General features: G+C 50.3%; 22 protein-coding genes. 19 read left to right on the forward strand and 3 right to left on the reverse strand.

What is annotated here, in order from left to right:
- Positions 1-58: 58 nt before the first annotated feature.
- A complete protein-coding gene (tesB, locus tag BN1143_RS20015; RefSeq protein ID WP_042051933.1) occupies positions 59-922 on the forward strand; it encodes an acyl-CoA thioesterase II in 864 nt (287 codons plus the stop codon).
- 64 nt (positions 923-986) lie between these two features.
- Here the strand turns inward: tesB and BN1143_RS20020 are convergent, their stop codons facing one another.
- From BN1143_RS20020 to BN1143_RS20030, 3 genes are all read right to left on the reverse strand, one after another.
- Complete coding sequence (locus tag BN1143_RS20020) at positions 987-2,165, reverse strand: dicarboxylate/amino acid:cation symporter (RefSeq protein WP_042051935.1); 1,179 nt, start codon at positions 2,163-2,165, stop codon at positions 987-989.
- Positions 2,166-2,360: 195 nt separating this feature from the next.
- Entirely contained in the window at positions 2,361-2,864 is a 504-nt protein-coding gene (locus tag BN1143_RS20025) for a class I SAM-dependent methyltransferase (RefSeq protein WP_197069890.1), read from the reverse strand.
- 236 nt (positions 2,865-3,100) lie between these two features.
- The gene (locus BN1143_RS20030) at positions 3,101-3,742 is read right to left on the reverse strand and encodes a TetR family transcriptional regulator (RefSeq protein WP_041203640.1); all 642 of its coding nucleotides are present in this window, start codon (positions 3,740-3,742) and stop codon (positions 3,101-3,103) included.
- Between the two features lie 143 nt (positions 3,743-3,885).
- On the opposite strand from BN1143_RS20030, the gene BN1143_RS20035 reads away from it, so the two are divergent.
- The 18 genes from BN1143_RS20035 to BN1143_RS20110 all read left to right on the forward strand — a co-directional run bounded on the left by BN1143_RS20035 (position 3,886) and on the right by BN1143_RS20110 (position 24,787).
- On the forward strand, positions 3,886-5,079 hold the full coding sequence (locus tag BN1143_RS20035) for an efflux RND transporter periplasmic adaptor subunit (protein ID WP_017782277.1): 1,194 nt from the start codon (positions 3,886-3,888) through the stop codon (positions 5,077-5,079).
- Between the two features lie 17 nt (positions 5,080-5,096).
- Positions 5,097-8,246 carry an efflux RND transporter permease subunit gene (locus BN1143_RS20040; protein ID WP_042051937.1) on the forward strand — a complete coding sequence of 1,050 codons (3,150 nt, stop codon included), beginning with the start codon at positions 5,097-5,099 and terminating at the stop codon, positions 8,244-8,246.
- Positions 8,239-9,648, forward strand: coding sequence for an efflux transporter outer membrane subunit (locus BN1143_RS20045; RefSeq protein WP_042051938.1), 1,410 nt, complete (start codon positions 8,239-8,241; stop codon positions 9,646-9,648). The genes BN1143_RS20040 and BN1143_RS20045 overlap by 8 nt, the downstream gene beginning before the upstream one ends.
- Before the next feature lie 769 nt (positions 9,649-10,417).
- Positions 10,418-11,503: a dTDP-glucose 4,6-dehydratase gene (gene rfbB / locus BN1143_RS20050; RefSeq protein WP_042051939.1), complete on the forward strand. Its 1,086-nt coding sequence runs from the start codon at positions 10,418-10,420 to the stop codon at positions 11,501-11,503.
- Positions 11,503-12,390: a dTDP-4-dehydrorhamnose reductase gene (rfbD, locus tag BN1143_RS20055; protein ID WP_042051941.1), complete on the forward strand. Its 888-nt coding sequence runs from the start codon at positions 11,503-11,505 to the stop codon at positions 12,388-12,390. Before rfbB ends, rfbD begins: the two co-directional genes overlap by 1 nt.
- Before the next feature lie 110 nt (positions 12,391-12,500).
- Positions 12,501-13,379, forward strand: a complete 879-nt coding sequence (rfbA, locus tag BN1143_RS20060) for a glucose-1-phosphate thymidylyltransferase RfbA (protein ID WP_042051943.1) — start codon at positions 12,501-12,503, stop codon at positions 13,377-13,379.
- Positions 13,380-13,384: 5 nt separating this feature from the next.
- A complete protein-coding gene (gene rfbC / locus BN1143_RS22230) occupies positions 13,385-13,942 on the forward strand; it encodes a dTDP-4-dehydrorhamnose 3,5-epimerase (protein WP_082038655.1) in 558 nt (185 codons plus the stop codon).
- Positions 13,933-14,331, forward strand: coding sequence for a sugar 3,4-ketoisomerase (locus BN1143_RS20070; RefSeq protein WP_042051946.1), 399 nt, complete (start codon positions 13,933-13,935; stop codon positions 14,329-14,331). Before rfbC ends, BN1143_RS20070 begins: the two co-directional genes overlap by 10 nt.
- The gene (locus BN1143_RS20075) at positions 14,328-15,077 is read left to right on the forward strand and encodes an acyltransferase (RefSeq protein ID WP_042051948.1); all 750 of its coding nucleotides are present in this window, start codon (positions 14,328-14,330) and stop codon (positions 15,075-15,077) included. Before BN1143_RS20070 ends, BN1143_RS20075 begins: the two co-directional genes overlap by 4 nt.
- On the forward strand, positions 15,070-15,477 hold the full coding sequence (locus BN1143_RS20080; protein ID WP_042051949.1) for a MaoC family dehydratase: 408 nt from the start codon (positions 15,070-15,072) through the stop codon (positions 15,475-15,477). Before BN1143_RS20075 ends, BN1143_RS20080 begins: the two co-directional genes overlap by 8 nt.
- Before the next feature lie 5 nt (positions 15,478-15,482).
- Positions 15,483-16,586, forward strand: coding sequence for a DegT/DnrJ/EryC1/StrS family aminotransferase (locus BN1143_RS20085; RefSeq protein WP_042051950.1), 1,104 nt, complete (start codon positions 15,483-15,485; stop codon positions 16,584-16,586).
- Positions 16,583-17,833, forward strand: coding sequence for an O-antigen translocase (locus BN1143_RS20090; RefSeq protein ID WP_042051951.1), 1,251 nt, complete (start codon positions 16,583-16,585; stop codon positions 17,831-17,833). The genes BN1143_RS20085 and BN1143_RS20090 overlap by 4 nt, the downstream gene beginning before the upstream one ends.
- A 9-nt stretch (positions 17,834-17,842) precedes the next feature.
- Positions 17,843-19,267 carry a hypothetical protein gene (locus BN1143_RS22515; RefSeq protein ID WP_156141329.1) on the forward strand — a complete coding sequence of 475 codons (1,425 nt, stop codon included), beginning with the start codon at positions 17,843-17,845 and terminating at the stop codon, positions 19,265-19,267.
- A gap of 43 nt (positions 19,268-19,310) precedes the next feature.
- A complete protein-coding gene (locus tag BN1143_RS20095) occupies positions 19,311-20,624 on the forward strand; it encodes a hypothetical protein (RefSeq protein WP_231570706.1) in 1,314 nt (437 codons plus the stop codon).
- Positions 20,621-21,460, forward strand: coding sequence for a glycosyltransferase (locus BN1143_RS20100; protein ID WP_042051953.1), 840 nt, complete (start codon positions 20,621-20,623; stop codon positions 21,458-21,460). Before BN1143_RS20095 ends, BN1143_RS20100 begins: the two co-directional genes overlap by 4 nt.
- Before the next feature lie 61 nt (positions 21,461-21,521).
- Complete coding sequence (locus BN1143_RS22235) at positions 21,522-22,331, forward strand: glycosyltransferase (protein ID WP_082038656.1); 810 nt, start codon at positions 21,522-21,524, stop codon at positions 22,329-22,331.
- 27 nt (positions 22,332-22,358) lie between these two features.
- A complete protein-coding gene (locus BN1143_RS22240; protein WP_231570708.1) occupies positions 22,359-23,639 on the forward strand; it encodes a sugar transferase in 1,281 nt (426 codons plus the stop codon).
- Between the two features lie 83 nt (positions 23,640-23,722).
- Complete coding sequence (locus BN1143_RS20110; RefSeq protein WP_082038657.1) at positions 23,723-24,787, forward strand: LPS O-antigen chain length determinant protein WzzB; 1,065 nt, start codon at positions 23,723-23,725, stop codon at positions 24,785-24,787.
- Positions 24,788-24,798: the final 11 nt, after the last annotated feature.

Genomic DNA, 24,798 nt, shown 5'->3' on the forward strand with positions numbered 1-24,798 from the left:
GTGGTTGCCCGGCGGGGGCGGGCTTGTTAGCCTTCCGGCACTGACACAGGAGATAATAATGAGCAAGGTACTTGATGAGCTGCTGGCGTTGCTGGCGCTCGAAAAAATCGAGGAGGGCCTGTTTCGGGGCCAGAGCCAGGATCTCGGTCTGCGGGCCGTGTTTGGTGGACAGGTAATGGGGCAGGCCTTGTCAGCCGCCAAGCAGACGGTGGCCAGCGATCGCCAGGTGCACAGCTTCCACTCCTACTTCCTGCGCCCCGGCGATGCCAACCGTCCCATCGTCTACGACGTGGAGAACATCCGCGACGGTCAGACCGTCTCCACCCGCCGGGTCAAAGCCATTCAGAGCGGCAAGCCCATCTTCTATCTCAACGCCTCCTTCCAGGTCGAGGCCGAGGGGTTTGAACATCAGATCGCCATGCCGGCGGGGATCACGCCCCCCGAGCAGCTCAAGAGCGAACTGGAGCTGGTGCGCCCCTACGAGCAGCAGATCCCGCCCGCCCTGCGCGACAAGATCATGTGCGAGAAGCCCATCGAAATTCGCCCGGTGACCCTGGTCGACCCGATCCGCCCCGACGTGCACGAGCCTGTGCGCCACGTCTGGTTCAAGGCCAATGGCCAGATGCCGGACGATCAGCGGGTGCACAAATACCTGCTGGCCTATGCCTCCGACTTCCACTTCCTGTTCACCGCCCTGCAGCCCCACGGCGTGTCGTACTGGGAGCCGGACATGCAGGTGGCCACCATAGACCACTCCATGTGGTTCCACCGGGACTTCCGGCTGGACGACTGGCTGCTCTACGTGGTGGACAGCCCGAGCGCCAGCGCCGGTCGTGGCCTGGTGCGCGGCCAGTTCTTCACCCGCGATGGGGTGCTGGTGGCCAGCACGGCCCAGGAGGGGGTGATCCGCCGCCGCGGTTGATTAGCGCTGAGCGTCAACAAAAAACGGGAGCCGATGGCTCCCGTTTTTTTATGGGCTTGCGCTATCAGGCCGCGTCTTGCTCGGCGCTGAGGGCTGTCTCGCCGCTCTGGGCGAAACGATCGGCCCACAGGGCAATCACGCCGTCGCCGGTGACGTTGCAGGCGGTGCCGAAGCTGTCCTGGGCCAGGTAGAGGGCGATCATCAGGGCGATGGAGGCCTCACCGAACCCCAGCATGGAGGTGAGCAGTCCCAATGCGGACATGACGCCACCACCCGGGGCACCCGGGGCGGCAATCATGATGACACCCAGCATCATGATGAAGGGCAGCATGGTGCCGATGCCCGGAATGGCCAGATGCTCGGAGAGGAACATCACGGCGGTGGCACAGGTCACCAGCGTGATGGTGGAGCCACACAGGTGAATGGTGGCGCACAGCGGCACGGTGAAGTTGGCGATGCCGGCGCTCACGCCGTTGTTCTTGCTGGCCTGCAGGGCGACCGGGATGGTGGCGGCGCTGGACATGGTGCCAAGGGCGGTGAAGTAGGCCGGCAGCATGTTCTTGATGAGCTGTGTCGGGGAGCGGCCCAGGGCCAGACCGGTGCCGACGAACAGTACGGAGAGCCAGAGCCAGTGCATGATGATGGCCATCACCAGCACTACGCCGAAGGTCTTCAGGGTGGCAAACACGGTGCCTTCCACCGTCATCTCGACGAAGACGCCGGCGATGTAAAACGGCAGCAGCGGGATGATCACCTTGGCCAGCAGGCGGTCGATGATGTCGCGGCCCTGATCGGCGACCCGGCGCAGATCGGTGGCCTGGGTGGCGCTGATGCCGATGCCGAATACGAAGGCGGCGGCCAGTGCCGACATCACCCCGAACAGCGGCGGGATCTCCAGATTGATGTAGGAGGTGAGCTTGATAGCGCTCTCGGCGGTGGACTCGGCGGCGCTGGTCAGACGCGGGATCAGGTTGCTGGCCACGGTAAAGGCGAACAGGCCGGCCAGTATGGTGGAGCAGTAGGAGAGGGCGACCGTCTTGCCCAGCAGCTTGCCGGAGTTCTTCGGCAGGCTGGCGATGCCGCTCATGATGAAGAAGAGGATGATGAGCGGAATGGTGAAGGTGATCAGCTGACCTATGACTGTCTTGGCCGTAAACAGCACGCGTGCGACCCATTCAGGGGCGTAGAGACCGAGCAAGAGACCGGCGAGGATGCCGGCAACCAGTTTGAGGACAAGTTTCATAAGTAAATCCAGGTGTTAGTGTCTGATTTGTTATTTAATTTTGATTTTAATGCCGCTTTTTAACACAAAATCCGCATCATGTCTGTCGTAGGTGCGTTAATGTCGAGTTAAATATTGTTAAATATGATCGTGGTGGTGATAGCCACTGGCCAGGCGATCGCGAAGTGCTGCGGGTGATTAATTTGGTGCGGCCCTTCAGCTGCGAAGCAGCAGGGCGTGCAGCCAGCGGCCATCCGTCTGCTCGCTCTCCCAGCACTGCTGCAGTTGCAGCGGCAGCGGGGCGATGAGCCGGCGCAGCCCCTCCTCATCGAGTCGGGAGAGGCGATCTTCGGCTAAGGGAGAGGCGGCTTCAGGCGTGCCGTCGCTGGAGGCCGGCTGGCCACTGGGGTGGGGAAAGGCGCAGTAGAGCGGCCCGGCAGGCTTGAGCAGGCCAGCCAGGTGCGCCAGCGCGTTGCTGAGCTCGCTGGCCGCGAGCAGTGGCAATGCCCCGCGCGCCCAGATGCCGTCATAGGGCACCACGCTGCGCAGCTGATCGATGCGGCAGACCCGCACCGGCTGACCGCTGCGCCGCGACGCTACTCTGGCCTGCGCCAGGCGGGCATCGAAGGCTGTCACCACCAGCCCCTGCTGGCGAAAGAAACAGAGATCGTCGCCTTTGCCGCAGCCCGCCTCCAGCAGATGGGCTCCACAATGGAGCAAGGCCAGAAACTGCTGACGCGCGACTGATTGTGGGTCGGCTGAGGGGGTGGCAAGGGACATCGGCGGGCAATGGGGAGACGAACGGGACATGGCGGGCACTTTTTCGGGGACGCTACTCTGTTTCGGGGGCGTGACTATAGCAAATTTGAGCCAATTTGGCGCCGGGGCGCCAAAGGAAGGGGGGGAACTGGGGAGTGTTTGCGCCGGCCAATGGACCCGTGCTGAGCGGCTGTGAGTCAGGTGCGGCGGGTGGCCGGGCCGCCGGACTGGGCGATCAGGGCGAACAGGTTGTCCAGCACAAAGTCGGCCTCCTGGCGCAAGTCGATGCGATCCGGGAAGTGCAGCCAGTTGATGATGTAGCCATCCAGGGTGCAGTGCAGCAGGGTGGCGGCCCGCTGCAGATCCAGCTCCCGCGGCAGCTGGCCGAGGCGCACCGCATTGCCCAGGGTGATCTCCAGATCCCGGAAGAAGTTGTTGGACTGGCTGCGCATGTGCTCGCGCAGTGAGATGGCCTCTCCCTCCAGCGACTCCAGGTTGAACAGTATGGTGAACATCTGCTGATGGGCGGGTTCGGTGCTTATCTTGATGATCACCCCCTTGAGGAAGCTGCGCAGCTTGCCGAGGGGGTCGGGCTCCTGCTCGGAGACGCAGGCATCGAGCTGGTGGGAAAGGGGCTGGCAGAGCTCCTCCCAGAGGGAGACGAACAGCTCTTCCTTGTTCTTGAAATGCCAGTAAATGGCGCCCCGGGTCAGCTCGGCGGCCCTGGCGATGTCGGTCAGGCTGGTCTTGGCCAGGCCTTGTGAGCAGAACAGATCCAGGGCCGTACTCATGATGTGGCAGCGGGTCTGCTGCGCCTCTTCTTTGGTTCTTCTGGCCATCTCTCTGCGCACCTTGTAAAAGTAAAAAAAGTCACTTACATACATTTATGAATGTATGTATATTGCCTCATCTTTCCTATTTTACCAACCGGGTCCTATAAACCCTGTGGTTTTTCATTGATAGACAGAGGCTCAGGTTTTTCATGCATAAACATATTCTCGCACGTTCAGTCGGCCTTGCGCTGCTGGCGAGCGGTCTGCTGACCGCTTGCGGCGAACAGGGCCCCGCCCAGCAAGGACCCGGTGCGATGCCGCCGGCCGCGGTGGATGTCGTCACCCTGCACACGGCGCCGTTGCAGCTCACCACCGAGCTGACCGGCCGCAGCGCCCCGCTGCGGGTCGCCGAGGTGCGCCCCCAGGTGAGCGGCATCATTCTCAAGCGCCTCTTTACCGAGGGCAGCGACGTCAAGGCCGGTCAGCTGCTCTACCAGATCGACCCCGCCGTCTATCAGGCTGCGGTGGCCAGTGCCAAGGCCAACCTGGCCAAGGCGCAGGCCAACGAGCAGAGCGCCCGCCTCAAGGCCAAGCGCTATGCCGAGCTGGTAAAGGTGAAGGCCATCAGCAGCCAGGAGTATGACGACGCCGACGCGGCCTGGAAGCAGCAGCTGGCCGAAATCGGTGCCGCCAAGGCTGCGCTGCAGAGCGCCAACATCAACCTGGCCTACACCCGCATCACGGCCCCCATCAGCGGCCGCATCGGCAAGTCTGCGGTGACCGAGGGGGCGCTGGTGACGGCCCAGCAGGCCGACAGCCTCACCTCCATCCAGCAGCTCGATCCCATGTATGTGGACGTGCGCCAGTCCACCGCCGATCTGCTGCGCCTCAAGCGCCAGGTGGCGGCCGGCAAGCTGACCCAGGACGAGCAGAAAGGCGCCCGGGTGAGCTTCCAGCTGGAAGATGGCTCCACCTATGGGGAAGAGGGCTCACTGCAGTTCTCCGATGTGACCGTGGATGAGACCACCGGCATGGTGACCCTGCGGGTGATCGTCCCCAACCCTCATCAGCTGCTGCTGCCCGGCATGTTCATGCGTGCCACCCTGCAGGAGGGCGAGCGCGCCGAAGGGCTGTTGGTGCCGCAGACCGCGGTGACCCGTACCCCGAAAGGCGGCGCTACCGTGATGGTGGTGACGGCGGACAACAAGGTGGAGCTGCGTGAAGTGCAGCTGGGCCGCATCGTCGGCAGCGACTGGGTGGTGGAATCCGGTCTCAAGGCGGGTGAGCGGGTTATCGTCGCCGGCCTGCAAAAGGTAAAACCCGGGGTTGTCGTGGCGCCGGCTGAACAGGGCGCCGCTGCGCCGTCTGCCCAGGCGCCGGCCAATGCCCCGGTCAACAAGTAGGATGGAGTAGTCGCCTCATGGCACGATTTTTCATAGACAGACCCATTTTCGCCTGGGTGATCGCCCTGGTGATCATGCTGGCGGGCAGCCTGGCCATCATAGGCCTGCCGGTTGCCCAGTATCCGAGCATTGCGCCGCCGGCGGTGGGCATCTCCGCCAGCTACCCAGGGGCCTCCGCCAAGACGGTGGAAGACTCGGTGACCCAGATCATCGAGCAGAACATGACCGGTCTGGATCACCTGCTCTACATGTCCTCCCAGTCGGACTCCTCCGGCCGGGTGTCGGTGACCCTCACCTTCCAACCGGGAACCGACCCCGACATCGCTCAGGTGCAGGTACAGAACAAGCTGCAGCAAGCCATGTCGCTGTTGCCGCAAGAGGTGCAGCAGCAGGGGATCCGGGTCCAGAAGACCTCCAGCAGCTTCCTGATGGTGGCCGCCTTCATCTCCAAAGATGGCGCCATGACCAACGATGACCTGGCCGACTATGTGGTGGCCAACATCAAGGAGCCGCTCAGTCGTCTGGACGGGGTAGGGGACATCACCTTGTTCGGCAGCCAGTATTCCATGCGGGTCTGGCTCGATCCCAACAAGCTCAACCGGGTGCAGATGACCCCGGGTGACGTGCAGACCGCCATCAAGGCGCAAAACACCCAGGTGGCCTTTGGCAAGCTGGGGGGCACCCCGGCGGTGACCGATCAGCAGTTCACCGCCACCATCATGGGGCAGACCCGGCTCTCCACCGTGGCGCAGTTCAACGACATCCTGCTGCGGGTGAACCAGGACGGCTCCAAGGTGCGGCTCAAAGACGTGGCCCGGGTTGAGCTGGCCGGTGAAAGCTACGATGCCGAGGCGCTCTACAACGGGCAACCCACCGCGGCGGTGGCCATCAAGCTGGCGACCGGTGCCAACGCGCTGGATACCGCCGAGAAGGTGCGCAGCAAGCTGGGCGAGCTCTCCGCCTACTTCCCGGCCAACATGGAGATCGTTTACCCCTACGACACCACGCCGTTCGTGAAGATCTCCATCGAGGAGGTGGTGCAGACCCTGGTGGAGGCGATCTTCCTGGTGTTCTGCGTGATGTATCTGTTCCTGCAGAACTTCCGCGCCACCCTGATCCCGACCATAGCGGTGCCCGTGGTGCTGCTGGGGACCTTCGGCGTCATGGCGGCGTTCGGCTTCTCCATCAACACCCTGACCATGTTCGGTCTGGTGCTGGCCATCGGCCTCCTGGTGGATGACGCCATCGTGGTGGTGGAGAACGTGGAGCGCCTGATGAGCGAGGAGGATCTCTCTCCGCTCGAAGCGACCCGCAAGTCGATGACCCAGATCACCGGCGCCCTGGTGGGGATCGCCCTGGTGCTCTCGGCGGTGTTCGTGCCGATGGCCTTCTTCGGTGGCTCCACCGGTGCTATCTATCGCCAGTTCTCCCTCACCATCGTCTCGGCCATGGTGCTGTCGGTGCTGGTGGCGCTGATCCTGACCCCGGCCCTGTGCGCCACCCTGCTCAAGCCCATCAAGCATGGCGAGTTCGGTGCCAAGCGCGGTTTCTTCGGCTGGTTCAACCGGGCCTTCGACGCCAGCGCCAACCGCTACCAGAGCGGCGTGCGCAAGGTGGTCAAGCAAGGGGTGCGCTACGGCATCATCTATGCCGCCATGCTGGCGGTACTGGCCATCCTGTTCATGCGCATGCCCACCTCCTTCCTGCCGGAAGAGGATCAGGGGGTCATCATGTCCATGGTGCAGCTGCCGGTCGGTGCCACCAAGCAGCGCACCGAGGTGGTGCTGGCCGACATGCGCGACTACTTCATGAAGAACGAGAAGGAGAACGTCGACTCCGTGCTGACGGTGGCGGGCTTCAGCTTCGCCGGTAGCGGTCAGAACAGCGGCATGGCCTTCATCAAGCTGAAAGACTGGAAGGAGCGCAACACGCCGGATCGCAGCGCCAATGCCATCATCGGCCGCGCCATGGGCTACCTGTTCAGCATCAAGGAAGCCCAGGTGTTCGCCTTCAACCTGCCCCCCATCCCGGAGCTCGGGACGGCCACCGGCTTTGACTTCTATCTGCAGGATCGGGCCGGTGTGGGCCACGACAAGCTGATGGCGGCGCGCAACCAGCTGCTCGGCATGGCGGCGCAGGATCCCAACCTGGTGCGGGTGCGCCCGAACGGGATGGAAGATACTCCCCAGCTCGACATCAAGATCGACTACGAGAAGGCGCTGGCGCAGGGGCTCTCCATCAGCGACATCAACAGCACGCTCTCCAGTGCCTGGGGCTCTGCCTATGTGAACGACTTCGTCGACAGAGGTCGGGTCAAGAAGGTGTATCTGCAGGCGGATGCCCCCTTCCGGATGAACCCGGAAGATCTCAAGCTCTGGTACGTGCGCAACAGCGCCGGTCAGATGGTGCCTTTCTCCGCCTTTGCCAGCACCGACTGGAGCTTCGGCTCGCCACGACTGGAGCGTTACAACGGCGTGCCGGCGATGGAGATCGTCGGGGAAGCGGCACCGGGCAAGAGTACCGGTGACGCCATGGCCGCCATCGAGCAGATGGTGAAGCAGCTGCCGGAAGGCATCGGCATCGAGTGGACCGGTCTCTCCTATCAGGAGCGGCAGGCGGGCTCCCAGGCGCCGGCCCTCTACGCCATCTCCCTGCTGGTGGTGTTCCTCTGTCTGGCCGCCCTCTACGAGAGCTGGAGCATTCCGTTCTCGGTGATGTTGGTGGTGCCGCTCGGGGTGTTGGGGGCCATTGTGGCTGCTACCCTGCGGGGGCTGGAGAACGACGTCTACTTCCAGGTGGGCCTGCTCACCACCATAGGGCTGTCGGCCAAGAACGCGATCCTCATCGTCGAGTTCGCCAAGGAGCTCTATGACAGGGGTATGGGGCTGAGTGAAGCCGTGGTGGAGGCGGCGCGCCTGCGCCTGCGTCCGATCCTGATGACCTCGCTCGCCTTCATCCTCGGCGTATTGCCGCTGGTGATCAGTACCGGCGCCGGCGCCAGCAGCCGCAACGCCATCGGTACCGGCGTGATGGGGGGGATGATCAGTGCCACCGTGCTGGCCATCTTCTTCGTGCCGCTGTTCTTCGTGCTGGTGATGCGCTATTTCACCAAGCACAGTACCAAGCAAGCGCGTCTGGCCCATGCCGAGGAGATCAAACATGACTAAGACTCTGATCGCCTTGAGCGTGACTCTGCTGTTGGGGGGCTGTTCCATGGCCCCCGATTACCAGCGCCCCGAGCTGCCGCAAGGCGCCACCTGGCAGAGCAACCAGACGGGGGAGGCGGCCGTCTCCTCCTGGCGCCAGCAGTTCCTCGATCCCGCCCTGCAGCAGTTGATCGCCACGGCCCTCGAGAACAACCGGGATCTGCGTATCGCGGCCCTCAACGTGGAGGCCTACGAGGCCAGATACCGGATCCAGCGGGCGGCACAGCTGCCGACCCTGGCTGCCAATGGCTCGGGTACCCGCCAGCAGGGATCGGACGATCTCAGCAGCACGGGGCAGGGCACCATCAGCAGCCAGTACGGCGCCAACATCGGCATCACCGCCTACGAGCTGGACCTGTTCGGCCGGATCCAGAGCCTCAAAGATCAGGCGCTGGAGACCTATCTGGCGCAAATCGAGACCCAGCGCAGCACCCAGATAGCCTTGGTGGCCTCGGTGGCCAACGCCTATCTCACCCTGCTGGCGGATCAGGAGTTGCTGGCGCTGAGCGAGGCGACCCTGGCCACCGAGCAGGAGAGCTATAGTCTGACCGAGCACAAGTACCGGCTGGGGGCCGCCTCCGAGATGGAGCTGGCTCAGGGCCGTACCGCGCTAGAGAGCGCCAAGGTGAGCCTGGCCCAGTATCAACGGCAGGTGAAACAGGACAGAAATGGCCTGGCGCTGCTGCTCGGGACAGGCGTCCCTGTACTGATGACCGAGCCGGCGACCCTGGCCGAGGTGCAGCTGGCGGCCATCCCGGTGGGTGCCCCCTCCAGCCTGCTGCAACAGCGCCCGGACATCCTGGCGGCCGAGCACAGCCTGAAAGCGGCCAATGCCAATATCGGCGCCGCCCGTGCGGCCTTCTTCCCGACTATCTCGCTGACCGCGACGGCGGGCACCGCCAGCAACCAGTTGAGTGGGCTGTTTGACGGTGGCACTGGTACCTGGACCTTTATGCCGCAGATCAATCTGCCGATCTTTGACGGTGGCAAGCGCATCGCGGATCTGGATGTAGCCGAGGTGAGCACCAAGCAGGCGGTGGCGAGCTACGAGAAGAGCATCCAGACCGCTTTCAAGGAAGTGGCGGATACGCTCGGCGCCCAGGCTGACTATCAGCAGCAACTGCAGGCCCAGCAGGCGCTGGTGAAGGCGAGTCAGACCTACTTCAAGCTGGCAGAGGTACGCTACGAGAAGGGGGTGGACAGTTATCTCACCCGGCTTGATGCCCAGCGTTCGCTGTTCAGTGCCAAACAAGGGCTGATCACTACCCGTCTGGCGCAGCTCAGCAACCAGGTCGCGCTCTACAAGGCCGTCGGCGGTGGCTGGCAAGCTGCCGATAGCGAGGGTAGCAAAGGAAAAAGCTGACAGTAGCCACACTTCCCTCCTTGCGTTATCTTACCGTCCCAGGGCGAACCATCAGGTTCGCCCTGTTTGTTTGCTGTAAAAACATATACATATGAAGCCCAAGTGACATAATACGTCGTGCAGACAGCGTTGTGATCGGTATCAGACTCTGGTGGAAGAGCTGCATTTTTGCGTGTGTGGCGGGGGTGATTGTAAGAAAGTGTTACGTGTCTCCATCCGGATTGGCAAGAAATGGTGGTCTTGTGAACGCGCTCCACGCTGATGCACCTTTTACTTTTGAGTCCAGCGGGCAATGTTCTAGGTTGGCATTCAAAATGCTCCTTTGTTGCATTGAATTATCATTTTTTTTGCTTGCTAAACAGAGCCACGCTGCTGGATAGGGGGCAAGTCACTTACTCTATGAATGGTTGTTTTGGCTGTTCAAGCGGCCAGGAAAGGCGTTAAAATTCGGGTTTTGCCCTTGGGGCATGGCAACAATTGACGGCGGTATTTTTGTGAACCGGCACGTTGAATGTGCAAGATAAATCGCACTTTTGTCATCAGGGAGCGGTGACAGAATTTTCCCAAGCTGGAGGGCATATGGCCAACAGCACACACAATCCGGTCAAAAGCAGCAATCTGGGGGCTGTAACCCAGGGGCGGTAGCTATTGTCTTTTTCATGGCCGGTGCCAGAAATTCGCTCAATTTGAGCGAGCATTTTCACCACCATGAACAATGGTAACAGGTTCAAAAAGAACCAAATTTCTATTACTTTTCAAGAGCATAACTATGAAGATTCTTGTCACTGGTGGCGCAGGCTTTATCGGCTCGGCGGTTGTTCGTCATATCATCCGGGATACCAACGATTCAGTTATCAACCTCGATAAACTCACCTATGCGGGCAACCTGGAATCCTTGGCCAGTGTCGCAAACAGTGAACGTTATGCCTTTGAACAGGTGGATATCTGCAACCGCGCCGAACTGGATCGGGTGTTTGCCCAGCATCAACCGGATGCCGTGATGCACCTGGCGGCCGAGAGCCACGTCGATCGCTCCATCACAGGCCCTGCCGACTTCATCGAGACCAATATTGTCGGTACCTACATGCTGCTGGAAGCGGCTCGCTCCTACTGGAGCGGTCTGGACGAGGTACGCAAGACGGCCTTCCGCTTCCACCACATCTCCACCGACGAGGTGTATGGCGACCTGCCCCATCCGGATGAAGTCGCCCCCGGTGTGTCACTGCCGCTCTTTACCGAAACCACTCCCTATGCCCCCAGCAGTCCCTATTCTGCCTCCAAGGCCTCCAGTGATCATCTGGTGCGAGCCTGGCGCCGTACTTACGGCCTGCCGACCATAGTTACCAACTGTTCCAACAACTACGGCCCGTTCCACTTCCCCGAGAAGCTGATCCCGCTGGTCATCCTCAATGCGCTGGATGGCAAGCCGCTGCCGGTGTACGGCAAGGGCGACCAGATCCGTGACTGGCTCTATGTGGAGGATCACGCCCGCGCGCTTTATACCGTGGTCACCACAGGTGTCATCGGCGAGACCTACAACATCGGCGGCCACAACGAGAAACAGAATCTGGAAGTCGTTCATACCATCTGTGATCTGCTGGATGAAATGGTGCCCAAGGCCGGCTCCTATCGCGATCAAATCACCTATGTGGCGGATCGCCCCGGTCACGATCGCCGCTATGCTATCGATGCCAGCAAGATGAGCGCCGAACTCTCCTGGCAACCGCAAGAGACCTTTGAATCCGGCATTCGCAAAACCGTGCAGTGGTATCTGGATAACCAGCAGTGGGTCAACAACGTGAAGAGCGGGTCCTATCAATCCTGGATCGAGCAAAACTACGGGGAGCGTGCCTGATGCATATTCTGCTGTTTGGCAAGAATGGTCAGGTTGGCTGGGAACTGCAGCGCTCGCTCGCTCCATTGGGCCGGGTCACTGCCGTCGATTTTGACTCGACCGACTACTGTGGCGACTTCAGCAATCCGGCTGGTGTGGCCGAAACGGTACGCTTGGTCAAACCTGACGTCATTGTGAACGCGGCAGCCCACACGGCAGTCGACAAGGCGGAAAGTGAACGGGAGTTTGCCGAGCTGCTCAACGCGACCAGCGTGGCCGCTATCGCCAAAGAAGCGGAGTCATTGGGATCCTGGTTGGTGCACTACTCCACGGACTATGTGTTCGATGGCAGTGGTGAGCGCCCTTGGCTTGAAACCGATGCGACCGCTCCACTCAACGTCTACGGCGAGACCAAGCTGGCGGGTGAGCAGGCTGCGGCCCTGTGCTCGCGCCACCTGACCTTCCGTACCAGCTGGGTCTACGCTGCCCGTGGCGCCAACTTTGCCAAGACCATGCTGCGTTTTGGCAAGGAGCGCAGCGAGATGTCGGTCATCAATGACCAGTTTGGCGCCCCGACCGGTGCCGAATTGCTGGCCGATTGCACCGCTCATGCGATCCGTGCAGCGCAGAGTAAGCCCGAGGTCGCCGGGCTATATCATCTGATTGCCTCCGGCACTACCACCTGGTTTGACTATGCCCAGCTGGTGTTTGCCAACGCCAGAGAGGCCGGTGTTGAACTGGCGGTCACGCAACTCAATGCCGTGCCGACTAGCGCCTTCCCAACCCCGGCCAAACGCCCCCATAACTCCCGCCTGGATACCAGCAAATTCCAGCGCACCTTCGATCTGGTGCTGCCGGACTGGAAGGTCGGCGTGGAGCGAATGTTGACCGAGATCCTGGGGAAGTAAATCACTGGCCAGGGATGTATTGAATGCCACTCTGGCTGGCAGGGATAAAACAGAAAGGTGTGGCCTCAAGCCATTCTCTCTTTTGAAATTTAAAATAAGAAACAAGCATTATGACCAAACGTAAAGGCATTATTCTAGCTGGTGGCTCCGGCACCCGTCTCTATCCAGTCACCATGGCTGTGAGCAAGCAGCTGTTGCCCATTTATGACAAACCGATGATCTACTACCCGCTCAGCACCCTGATGCTGGCGGGCATTCGCGATATTTTGATCATCAGCACCCCGCAAGACACCCCTCGTTTCGAACAATTGCTGGGTGATGGCAGCCAGTGGGGTCTGAACCTGCAATACAAGGTACAGCCAAGCCCGGACGGGTTGGCCCAGGCCTTTATTCTGGGTGAAGAGTTTATCGGGTCAGACCCCTGTGCATTGGTACTGGGCGATAACATCTTCTACGGCCACGACCTGCAGAAACAGCTGGAGACGGCAGCAGCCAAAGAGAGTGGCGCCACCGTCTTTGCTTACCATGTGCATGACCCTGAGCGTTATGGGGTGGTGGAATTTGATAAGCAAGGTACCGCTATTTCACTGGAAGAGAAGCCGTTGGAGCCCAAGAGCAACTATGCAGTGACCGGCCTCTATTTCTACGACAAGAGCGTGGTGGAAATCGCCAAGAGCCTGAAGCCGTCGCCGCGTGGTGAGCTGGAAATCACCGATGTGAACCGTATCTACCTGGAGCAAGGCAATCTGTCGGTGGCCATGATGGGCCGTGGTTATGCCTGGCTTGATACCGGCACTCATGAAAGCCTGATTGAGGCGAGCAATTTTATTCAGACGATTGAAACTAGACAAGGATTAAAAGTTTCCTGCCCAGAGGAAATTGCCTATCGGAAAGGATTCATAGACACAGAACAGGTTCGGAATTTGGCTGCACCGCTTGCCAAAAATGAATATGGTCAGTACTTGCTTAAGATGATCAAAGGGAAATAATCTGAATGAAATGTATTCAAACTGAAATTCCTGAGGTTTTGCTCTTTGAACCTAAGGTTTTTGGCGATGAGCGTGGCTTTTTCTTTGAAAGTTTCAACCATCTGCAGTTTGAAAAGGCTGTAGGGTATGCGGTCACATTTGTACAAGATAATCACTCCAAATCAAGCCAAGGTGTTTTGCGTGGATTGCATTATCAAGCAGCTCCTCATGCTCAAGGTAAATTAGTGCGCTGTATTTCCGGTGAAGTATATGACGTTGCAGTAGATATCCGTCCTGACTCCCCATATTTTGGGCGTTGGGTTGGTGTGCATTTATCTGCCGAAAATAAAAGACAACTTTGGATACCCGCTGGATTTGCTCATGGTTTTGTAACCCTAAGCGAAACAGCAGAATTTTTGTATAAGACAACAGATTATTATCATCCTGAAAGTGAGGGTGCCATCATCTGGAATGACTCAGATTTAAATATTATATGGCCAACATCAAATATAACACTGTCGCAGAAAGATCAGGTAGCACTGCCACTATCAAGCTATGTTGAGGCTATGAATTTATGCAAGTGAAATTAATCCCGTTACAAACACATGGTGATGAACGTGGTTCACTCGTCGCGCTGGAAGAAGGAAGGAATATACCTTTTGAAATCAAGCGTGTTTATTACATGTTCAAGACAAACCAAGGGGTTAGACGTGGCTTTCACGCTCATCGGACGTTGAAACAGGTTGCAATAGCAGTCCGCGGTTCTTGTCGTTTTTTGCTTGATGATGGTCATGAGCGAGTTGAAATCTTGCTGGATAATCCAGCTCAGGGTCTGCTTATTGAATCATTTATGTGGCGTGAAATGTATGATTTCTCTGATGACTGTGTGTTGATGGTCTTGGCGGACCAACTATATGATGAAAATGATTACGTACGAGATTATCAGGTGTTTAGAGAGGCATCAAAGAAATGATTCACCCAACATCTATTGTTTCTGATAAAGCTGTGATCGGTAAAAATGTTTCAATAGGCGCATACACTATCATTTATGATAATGTTTCTATTGAGGATGACACTATTATTGAAGCATTTTGTGAAATCGGAGTTAGTAATAGTCTCTCTGGTGGTGAGCGATTACATATAGGTAGAAAATCACACATCCGTTCTCATAGTGTATTCTATGAAGGGTCTGTTTTTGGTGCATCATTAGTAACTGGTCATAGGGTGACTGTTCGCGAGAAAACCATTGCTGGAAAAAACCTGCAAATAGGTACTTTGTCTGATATTCAAGGTCATTGTCAGATCGGTGACTATGTTAGAACACACAGTAATGTACATATAGGTCAGCATAGTAAAATTGGTAATTTTGTATGGATATTTCCATACGTTGTACTCACTAATGATCCTCATCCACCAAGTAATGTAATGCAAGGTGTGACAGTTAGTGACTATGCAGTTATTGCAACAATGTCAGTTATCTTGCCTGGTGCTTATATTGCAGAAGGGTGTTTGATCGGTGCTCATTCATCTCTGTCTGGGATAACGGAAGCTGATACTATTTATGCAGGAGCTCCGGCAAAAGCCGTTGGTGCTACATCCAAGCTGAAGTTAAAAGATGGCTCCAGAAAACCGGCTTACCCATGGAGAGCACATTTTACTCGTGGTTATCCTGAGGATGTAGTTCAACAGTGGGTGAAGGAGTTTTCACAAGATGTATAAATTAGAAGATATTAAAATAGGTATGAGTGAATCATACTCTCAAACGATTACTGATGCCGATGTAAAAGACTTTTCGGGGATATCTGGGGACAAAAACCCTGTTCATATGGATGAGGTATATGCAAATGAATCTAGATTTGGCAAGCGGATTGCCCATGGAATGTTAAGCTCTAGCTTCTTCTCTGCATTATTTGGTACTAAATTACCAGGACAGGGATGTGTATACGTTGCACAAAGCTTGAAATTCAGAAAACCTGTATATATTGGCGATACTGTTACTGCTACAGTAGAAGTCACGTCCATTGATATAGATAAGCGTAGAGTATTTTTTGATACCTATTGTAAGGTAGGCAAATCAAAAGTAATCACTGGCATTGCAGAAATTTATATTCCAGAGTGAGAAAAATGATTAACTTCCTCGATCTTAAAAATGTGAATTCCCGTTATCAACAAGAATTGAAGGATGCATGCGCTCGTGTCATCGATTCAGGTTGGTATATTATGGGTAATGAACTATCTCAGTTTGAACATGAGTTTTCAAACTACTGTGGCGTAAAGCATGTTTTGGGCGTTGCGAATGGCTTGGATGCACTTATTCTGGTTCTGGATGCTTGGAAAGAGCAGGGTAAGCTGAAAGCTGGTGATGAAGTCATTGTTCAGGCAAATACCTATATTGCGTCTGTTCTTGCTATCACTCAAAATGATCTTGTTCCAGTATTGGTTGAACCCGATCCAAATACTTACAATCTATGCCCAGAAATAGTTCGTGCAGCTATTACGAAAAAAACCAAAGCCATTTTACCGGTACATCTTTATGGCCAGCTTTCTCCAATGCGTGAGATAATGAATATTGCGGAAGAGCATAATCTGCTGGTACTTGAAGATTGTGCCCAAGCCCATGGAGCCATGATTGATGGGTGTAAGGCCGGCAACTGGGGTGATGCGGCAGCATTCAGTTTCTATCCGGGTAAAAACTTAGGTGCCTTGGGGGATGCTGGCGCTATTGCCACCAATGATGATTCTTTAGCTGAAGTTGTATGTGCATTGCGCAACTATGGTTCTCATAAAAAGTATGAGAATCTATATCAGGGAGTAAATAGTCGTTTGGATGAAATTCAGGCTGCTATGCTCAGGGTAAAGCTTGCTTATCTGGAGAGTGATACCACTCGTCGCCAAGAAATAGCAGCACGTTACTGTACTGAAATTACTAATCCAGCAGTTAAACTACCTACATTTTATAATCCAGAGAGTCATGTGTGGCATCTTTTTGTCATCCAAAGTGCTACTCGTGAGGCACTGCAATCACATTTGCAGTCTTGTGATATCCAAACCCTTATCCATTATCCTATACCACCTCATAAGCAAGATGCATATAAAATATTTAACCACATGACGTTACCGGTTACAGAACGGTTGCATCGGCAAGTTTTATCTCTTCCCATGGATCCCACAATGTCTGAAGAGGCTGTAACTCGAGTCATTGCGGCGGTGAATGGATTTATTGAATGAGACGCTTGTTAACAGTAACAGCATTTACAGCATTATTGACCCTGCTGAGAATGGTTGCTGGATTTATTATTGCCAAGGTGGTGGCCGTATATACCGGCCCCACCGGCATGGCTATGTTGGGACAAGTTCAAAGCATGGTGGGCATGTTAAATGGCCTGGTTACAGCTCCTGCCGGAAATGGTGTTGTGCGGTTTACTGCAGAACATCAGGCTAATGGTTATGAGGCATGTGCACCTTGGTGGAAGGCTGCTATTCAGTGGATTGGTATATTATTAGGTGTAGTAATTCCATTAGGATTTTTGTTGGCTAAGCCACTATCTATTTGGCTTTTCGGTAATCCTGATTATATTTGGTTGGTTATTATATCTTGTTGTGCACTTCCCTTTTCTGCCGCGAATACGTTAATCGCATCAGTTATAAATGGTCAGCAGCAGTATCGGCGCTACGTCATAGCTGGTATGATCTCGGTATGTGTGACAACTGTTGTCATGATTGGACTGGTAATTAAGTCAAATTTACATGGAGCGTTAATAGCTGCAGCTATAAATAGCAGTATTTCAGGCTTGGTTATGCTAATTATATCTCTGCGGCAGCCTTGGTTTAAAATGCGTTATTGGTGGGGGAAAACTGAGCATATACACCGTAAGGCAATAGGTGGCTATGTGCTGATGGCAGTGACTTCTGCTCTGACTGCTCCTGTGGCGTTGATTTTAATTAGAAATATTCTGGTGGCCAATGTTGGTTGGGAGGTTGCTGGTTATTGGCAGGCCGTGTGGAAGATATCGGAAGCATATTTAGCTGTAATTACAATGGCTCTTGGCACTTACTATTTACCTCGATTGTCATCATTAAATAACGTGACGGCCATCAAGGCTGAAATTATTGGTACAGCTAAAATTATTATGCCACTAGTTGCTATCAGTGCTGGTGGAGTTTATTTATGTAGAGACATAGCTATATCTCTTCTATTTACATCAACTTTTTCACCTGCCCGTGAGCTTTTTTCTATTCAACTCGTTGGCGATGTAATAAAAATAGCGAGCTGGCTTGTTGCGTATCCTATGCTATCTCGTGGTGCAGTGAAATGGTTTGTTAGTACAGAAATAATATTTTCACTATCATTTGTTATTCTATCTTGGTTGTTTATTATCCACATTGGAGTTGACGGCGTAAACATCGCATATGCCTTAAACTATGCATTATATTTTTCATTTTTTGTCGTAAACTTTGATAAAATAGCTAAATAAGGCAGTTGGATGAGCTCTTCATGCAGCAAAATAATTTTAGAGTTGAAAAATAAAATTACTTCTACTGATGATATTGAATATGCAATTTCCTTAGCGGAGGTGTTGGCCAAGTTGCTGTGGTCAAATAATGTTGGGGTTTATAGTTTTCCTGACATAGAGACATATCTGCAAGTTAAGGTAATAGATTCCATTGGTTCGTCAGAGAATGTTCGCAATGAAGATGGCGAAATTTTATTTGTTATTAGTGAGCCATATCTTGCTGGCGGACATACCAGACTGATGGAGCGACTCTCCGAAATGCTGGTTGAAGATGTGGACTTGTTGATTTCTAGACATTCTGGGGATCAAGAAAAAAATAGAATGTCATCTTTTTTTGCCAGTGTTATTACAGTGCCCAATTCATTATCAATTTTAAATAAAATAATTCATATATCGGATATATATGCGAAGTATAATAAGCTAATTTTAAATATTCATCCGGATGATATAATATCAGTATTGTCATGTGGATTAGCTAAAAAGAAAAATCCGGATCTTAAGTGTTTCTTTATAAATCATGCAGACCATGTTTTCAATGTAGGTGTAACTGTTGCTGATATATGGTTTGAGATCAGCAATTTTGGCCGAAAAATAGATAAGTTGAGAGGGGTTTGCTGTCCTACTTCATTCTTAGGTATCCCATTAGATAAAAATTCTGAGTTTTTTAGTGAAAATATAAAATATCCAAAGTCAAAAGATGATGTGAATAAAATAATTTCTGCTGCTTCAGGGGCAAAATTTAAGCCGATCAAAGGGGTCTCTATTTTTCCTGCTATATCGGAGATGTTGGCTGATTATCCAAATGCGATCATCTATATAATCGGTGTGAATTTCTACACTGACTACTGGTGGTGGCCCGTTAAGCTTAAACATTTAAGTCGCTTAAAATTAATAAAAACATTGCCATACACTGAGTATTTATCTTTGACGAAAGATTGTGACTTATATATAGATAGTCACCCAATGCCTGGTGGTACTGCATTTGTTGAGCAGTGTTTAAATGGGGTTTATTGTACTGGTATCGAAAGCCCGCTCCAGGGTTATACTCCCTTAGAGGAAAACAAGCGTAAAGCCGGGCAGTCTGGGTTCAGCATTAATAACCTCGATATAATAATGGAGAGAATAGAAGCGGTTCATTCTTTTAACAAGGTGAGAGAGCGTTTTCTGAATGTGATTCATCATATGACATGTTCTGGCAATCTTCTCGAATCATATAAGGGGTGGACTGGCAATGAACACTTCTTAGAGAAAAAGGATTTAAAAATATTTCCCTGTGAAATGTTTTCTCTGGCTTTAAAAGATTTGAAATTAATTACTATTATGATTAAAACGCATCCGTATATTTTTGTAAAGAGTGTGTTTGTTTTTCTTATTAGAAAAACAATTAAAAAATAATATGTCATGTAATTATTAACGTAGAGCGAGCAGAGCGATCATCATGGAATACATGGTTTTTTTTATAGCGTTAATATTTGCATGTTTAAGCCATTATAAAACATGGCCTATTTTTGGATATTCAGCTCATCCGATAGGATTTGTCATAGCATTTCAAATTTTAGTTCTTACTCTTCCTGGGGTATTTATCATAAGCTACGGTGAAAATTGCCTTGGGTCTGTCACGTGTAGTCTTGTATCCGAAAGTGTAAAGAATAAAGTATTCATAGATTATTTCATAGTCATCATTGCTTTATTCATATCCATATCTATTTCTTTTCTAATAGGTGGGCGCCGCTATGAGTTTGCACCTATTTCAAATGACCGTGGATTATATTTAGTTTCTGGTATTTTTTTGGTATTTATTATTCTAGTGGCAAAGATTTTTTTTACCAAAAACATACCGCTTCTAACAGCTATCACAGGTAATGTCGTTGAAGCTGAAGCACAAAAGGCAAGTATATTACGTGGTGATGATGGGATATCATTTCCAATAATAAATTTTTTTATTAAGTATTTTCCATTGTACGTATATTATAGCTGTCTGATTGCATTCTTGAACAAAACTTGTACTAAAAAAATCGTATTATTATCATTTTTAATTACCTCATTATGTATTCTATATGATTTGCAAAAAGGTCCTATTGTGATGATGGTAATTGGCTCATTTTGGTTATACTGGGCTCGCTATGGGAAAATAACAAGTATTATTGTTGGCGGAGCGTTCACACTTATTATAATCAGTTTTCTTTTTTACATTTCATTCGATTTTGGTGGTGATGCATCATACTTTGTTGATTCGATATTGAATCGTCTTTTCGTCGCTCAAGCTGATGGTATGTTCTGGGTATATAATTTTTCAAAACAAAGTGATATTTATTTATATTGGGGGATACCCTTTGCAAGTGTACTAGATATTCAACAAGTAGACCCATTGAGTGACATCATAAAACATGTATTCCCTGATGCTAATGCTTCATGGGTTAATGCAACATCGTTCTTGATTGGAGAAGCCAAGGCAATATTTGGTGATTATTCTATGGGCGTTGTTATTTTAACCGTGACAGCTAATATAATATTGCTCTGTATTATTAGTACTTGGCTAATGAGGGTGAACAAAGCAATTTTTTATCCAGCAATTTTTGTAATGACCCAAACATTACCTCTGGCCAACAATATTTCAGACTTGCTATACGGAAGATTTTTATTAGGATTTATTGTATTTATGATATTTCCATTGTTTGCTCTTCAGTTTGAAAAATGCATAAAATTTATTTTGCATCCTTATATGACCAACATTAAGCAGGATAACATATGATTCATTCAAGGAAGCAAATTCTGGCTATTGTCGTAACCTATGAACCAGATTGGCATCTAGTGTTTGAAAATGTTATTAAAATATCGGAAAGTATAGATGTATTCATTTCTGATAATAGTGCCGAGAAGCTGTTATTTGATGATGGGAAAATAGATAACATTTTTTATTGGCATAATGGTGGTAATATAGGGATAGCTGCAGCCCAGAACGTAGCCATCAAATTCGCTAAAACCAATGAATATGAGTATGTCATATTTATAGATGACGATAGTACAATTTCGTTTTTTAAGATAAAAGAATTGCTAGCTGATTATGAATATTTGAATGGCCTTGGGTACAAGATATCGGCAGTGTGTGCAATGCCTGATCAAGCTGGTGGGTTGGATTTAAAGAAGACTATTCCTGGTCAAAATAGATTTTTCTTTGCAGAAAACCTAATGAGCTCCTGCTCAGTGACAGCGGTAAAAACATTCGCTGATGTGGGGGTTTTTGATGCAGATCTGTTTATTGATTATGTAGACTATGAATGGGGCTGGCGTGCTCGTGGGATGGGTTATTCCATCGTCATTGATTCTTCAGTTAAATTTACCCACCATCTTGGGGAGGGGGTGTTAGACCTAAAGCTATTAAAGTTGGGGATACCATCGCCAATACGACACTACTTTCAGACTAGAAACCTATTAAGAATGCTAACATTGAATTATGTGCCAATTCGATGGAAAATCTCTCAATGTTGCTTGTTTCCACTTAGATTTATAATTTTTTCCTTTTTTTATCAAGAGAGCAAGAAACGAAGACAGTTCTTTCTTAAAGGCATTCGTGATTTTTTCAAGTAGGTGTGCCTTAAATTTCAGCAAAAAAATGCTAAACATTAATTAATTTCCATTAGGCTCTATCATGTCTTTTAGTGTTTTGATGTCTCTATACTTTAAAGAAAATCCATATTTTTTGGAACAGTGCTTGGAGAGTTTGTTCAATCAAACTCTCCAAGCAAATGAAATTATTCTTGTTTATGATGGTCCGATACCTGATGAGTTAGGGATGGTTGTTACTCGATGGAAGAGTAAATTACCAATTACTATTTTACCATTAGATAAAAATATTGGCCTTGGTCAAGCACTAAATAAAGGCCTTGAAGTATGTAATAATGACATCGTCTTTAGAATGGATACAGATGATATCTGTACTCCTAATAGGTTTGAAATTCAAATTTCACATTTTAAAGAAAACCAAGATATAAAACTGTTGGGAGCATATGTTGCCGAGTTTGATGAACGCACTGAAGAATACCATGCAATAAAGACTGTACCTTGTCTATATGATGAGATCAGAAGTTATGCAAAGTATCGTAATCCAATGAATCATATGTCGGTTGCTTTTAGAAAATCGGCTGTCATGGCTGCAGGTGGTTATCAAGATGATTATTTATATGAAGACTATGCTCTATGGGTTAGAATGATAATTAAAAATTTTCTTGTGTTGAATATCCCTGAGATTCTTGTTTATGCGAGAACAGGAAATGGAATGGAGGTGCGTAGAGGTGGGGTGAAGTATGCACTTTCAGAGATATCTGTGCAGAAGCGTTTTTATGATATAGGCTTCATATCATGTTTCGAATTTATAAGAAACTTATTAATTAGGCTTCCAATTAGATTGCTACCTGGCGAGTTTAGAAAAAAAGTATATCGTGTTCTGTTAAGAAAATAGTTAAATTTTAGAGAACTGGGGACTAATGTGACTATTATAAGTTATCAAAGACGCCACTCCCGTTGGTATGAAAGATTTTTTTTCAGCTCTCCTGTCCTCTTTTTGATGGGGGCTTTCTTCTCTGTGTTGATTCCCGGACTTGAGCGTTGGGGATGGGGCTTTTGGGAGAATCTTGATCCTGTACGAATAAATACACTTGTTGGTGCATTTTTGGCTTTCATATTGACAGGGATTATTCTGCACAGAATACTTCGTTATCCTGGCGCAAGCCCTGTTTCATATATGATTCCAACTGTCACTGGAGTCTATGGCGTTCTCGTCGGTATACTGTTTTTTATTCGTTTGGAATATAGCCGGCAAGTTTTATTTGAATCATATATTTTAGCTCTACTGTGCTGTTGGGCTGTCTATTTTATAGGTCGCAGATACAGAATCCCAAAATATGCATTGTTGCCATTTGGTGATTATCATTCATTGCTAAAAAACAATGCCGCAGAATGGCGAATTCTAGAGCATCCGGACTTGGGGGCGATCCGGTATGATGCTGTTGTGGCAGATCTTCATGATAATAATCTGGCTGGTGATTGGGAGCGTTTTCTGGCGCGTTGCGCACTGGCGCACATTCCTGTCTATCACATCAAGCAGATTGGTGAGAGTCTGACTGGTCGTGTGAAGATAGATCATATGCATGAGAATCAACTGGGTTCTCTGTTACCTTCTCCCATGTATACTCCAATAAAGCGTTGCTTGGATATTATTATTGCACTTATAGCAATCCCAGTTCTCTCTCCTGTAATGCTGATAACAGCAATTCTAATAAAATTGGAAAGTCCCGGGCCAGTTTTATTTTTACAGAATCGTGTTGGAATGGGAAATAAAGACTTTTGTATTTATAAATTCAGAAGCATGTGTCGTGATTCGGAGAAAGATGGTGCCCAGTTTGCACAAAGTGATGACATGCGCGTCACCCGTGTAGGGAAAGTGATTAGAAAGTTAAGAATTGATGAACTACCACAGTTTTTCAACGTATTAAAGGGTGATATGAGTCTAATTGGTCCCAGACCAGAGCAGAGAACCTTTGTAGATCAATTTGATCGTGAGATACCATTTTATATGTATCGACATATAGTACGGCCTGGCATCAGTGGGTGGGCTCAGGTAGTACATGGGTATGCTGCTGATGCAGATGATACAAGAATTAAGATTGAACATGACTTTTATTATATCAAACACTTTTCATTATGGTTGGATGTTCTGATTGTGTTTAAAACAATACGAACTATTTTGACTGGCTTTGGCGCTCGATAATTATCCACCAATGCTCATGCATGTGTATAAACATAATGTTACATGAGATAGGTTCATTAAAATAGAATATGAGAGAATAATTTATGACTTCAGTCTCACATCCTGAGCGAGAGCCTTCGAATGACTCTGTCTCACTGGACTTGAATGCGATTATTTTTATCCTGTGGAAAAATAAAATAATTTTGATTCTGACCGCTGTGGTATCATGTGTATTAGGAAGTATATACGCATATACAGCTGCACAGGTATGGACTAGTCAAGCCTTGATTGATCAGCCGACCTCAAGAGAGATTAATCATCTACGACTTGTAGTAAATAAGCTGGTAAATAATAACATTGAACCTAAAGCCCTTGCCTCCTTTGAAAAGGAAGTTATATTCAAGGATTTTATCAAGGGTTTTAATAGCGCTGATAATAAAGTGAATTTCTTAATTGCTGAGGGTATTGTTGATACGTCTCCAAACCCACAAAAAAATGATTCAGCTCAAAATCAGAAAGCACAGTTGAAAAAGCTTATTAAAACTATTGATGCCAGAGCGCTGGATAAGCTAAGTGATGAAGTCACACTCTCGTTCTCTGGTGATACATCAGGCGAGGCCAAACGTTGGCTTGAAAAATATATTGCATTTATTCAAGCCAAACAGGTGGAGGCAAAGAACAACGAGCTGTATAGCATCTGGCAGAACAGAATAAAGACACTGGATGCTCAATATGACAGCGTGGTTACTGATACATTACAGAGACAGAAAGATGAAATCATCAGGACTGGATATAGCCTGAGGATCAGTAATGCTGCAGGCTTAGATAAACCTGTTGAGAACTTGAATAATCGTGATGTATTTTATATTGAACTAGGCTCCAAGGCGTTGGCGGAAAAACTGGAAGTGCTGCGTTCAATGAAGGATCCTGAGATCATGAATCCAGAGTTGGGCTCGTTGCGGTTACAGATTAATAGCTTGAAGTCTCTTGATATTAAAAATGTATCGTTTCAATCATTTTCATATCTTTCATCTCCTGATGAGCCCATTTCAAGAGATAAGCCACGCAGGCCTCTCATCATCATTCTATCTACATTTTTAGGTGGTATTTTGGGTGCAGGGGTGGTGTTGTTCAGACATTCATTCAGATATCGCCAGCGAGGGGTCTGAGATAAAGGAGG

This window comes from Aeromonas dhakensis, from assembly GCF_000820305.1.
Lineage (GTDB): Bacteria > Pseudomonadota > Gammaproteobacteria > Enterobacterales > Aeromonadaceae > Aeromonas > Aeromonas dhakensis.

Coding starts and splice junctions, on each gene's coding strand:
- tesB (WP_042051933.1), top strand. CDS start 59: ATGAGCAAGGTACTTGATGAGCTGCTGGCGTTGCTGGCGCTCGAAAAA.
- BN1143_RS20020 (WP_042051935.1), bottom strand. CDS start 2,165: ATGAAACTTGTCCTCAAACTGGTTGCCGGCATCCTCGCCGGTCTCTTG.
- BN1143_RS20045 (WP_042051938.1), top strand. CDS start 8,239: ATGACTAAGACTCTGATCGCCTTGAGCGTGACTCTGCTGTTGGGGGGC.
- rfbB (WP_042051939.1), top strand. CDS start 10,418: ATGAAGATTCTTGTCACTGGTGGCGCAGGCTTTATCGGCTCGGCGGTT.
- BN1143_RS20095 (WP_231570706.1), top strand. CDS start 19,311: ATGGAATACATGGTTTTTTTTATAGCGTTAATATTTGCATGTTTAAGC.
- BN1143_RS20090 (WP_042051951.1), top strand. CDS start 16,583: ATGAGACGCTTGTTAACAGTAACAGCATTTACAGCATTATTGACCCTG.
- BN1143_RS20080 (WP_042051949.1), top strand. CDS start 15,070: ATGTATAAATTAGAAGATATTAAAATAGGTATGAGTGAATCATACTCT.
- BN1143_RS20030 (WP_041203640.1), bottom strand. CDS start 3,742: ATGGCCAGAAGAACCAAAGAAGAGGCGCAGCAGACCCGCTGCCACATC.
- BN1143_RS20035 (WP_017782277.1), top strand. CDS start 3,886: ATGCATAAACATATTCTCGCACGTTCAGTCGGCCTTGCGCTGCTGGCG.
- rfbC (WP_082038655.1), top strand. CDS start 13,385: ATGAAATGTATTCAAACTGAAATTCCTGAGGTTTTGCTCTTTGAACCT.
- BN1143_RS20040 (WP_042051937.1), top strand. CDS start 5,097: ATGGCACGATTTTTCATAGACAGACCCATTTTCGCCTGGGTGATCGCC.
- rfbA (WP_042051943.1), top strand. CDS start 12,501: ATGACCAAACGTAAAGGCATTATTCTAGCTGGTGGCTCCGGCACCCGT.
- BN1143_RS22515 (WP_156141329.1), top strand. CDS start 17,843: ATGAGCTCTTCATGCAGCAAAATAATTTTAGAGTTGAAAAATAAAATT.
- BN1143_RS22235 (WP_082038656.1), top strand. CDS start 21,522: ATGTCTTTTAGTGTTTTGATGTCTCTATACTTTAAAGAAAATCCATAT.
- BN1143_RS20085 (WP_042051950.1), top strand. CDS start 15,483: ATGATTAACTTCCTCGATCTTAAAAATGTGAATTCCCGTTATCAACAA.
- BN1143_RS20110 (WP_082038657.1), top strand. CDS start 23,723: ATGACTTCAGTCTCACATCCTGAGCGAGAGCCTTCGAATGACTCTGTC.
- BN1143_RS20070 (WP_042051946.1), top strand. CDS start 13,933: ATGCAAGTGAAATTAATCCCGTTACAAACACATGGTGATGAACGTGGT.
- BN1143_RS20075 (WP_042051948.1), top strand. CDS start 14,328: ATGATTCACCCAACATCTATTGTTTCTGATAAAGCTGTGATCGGTAAA.
- rfbD (WP_042051941.1), top strand. CDS start 11,503: ATGCATATTCTGCTGTTTGGCAAGAATGGTCAGGTTGGCTGGGAACTG.
- BN1143_RS20100 (WP_042051953.1), top strand. CDS start 20,621: ATGATTCATTCAAGGAAGCAAATTCTGGCTATTGTCGTAACCTATGAA.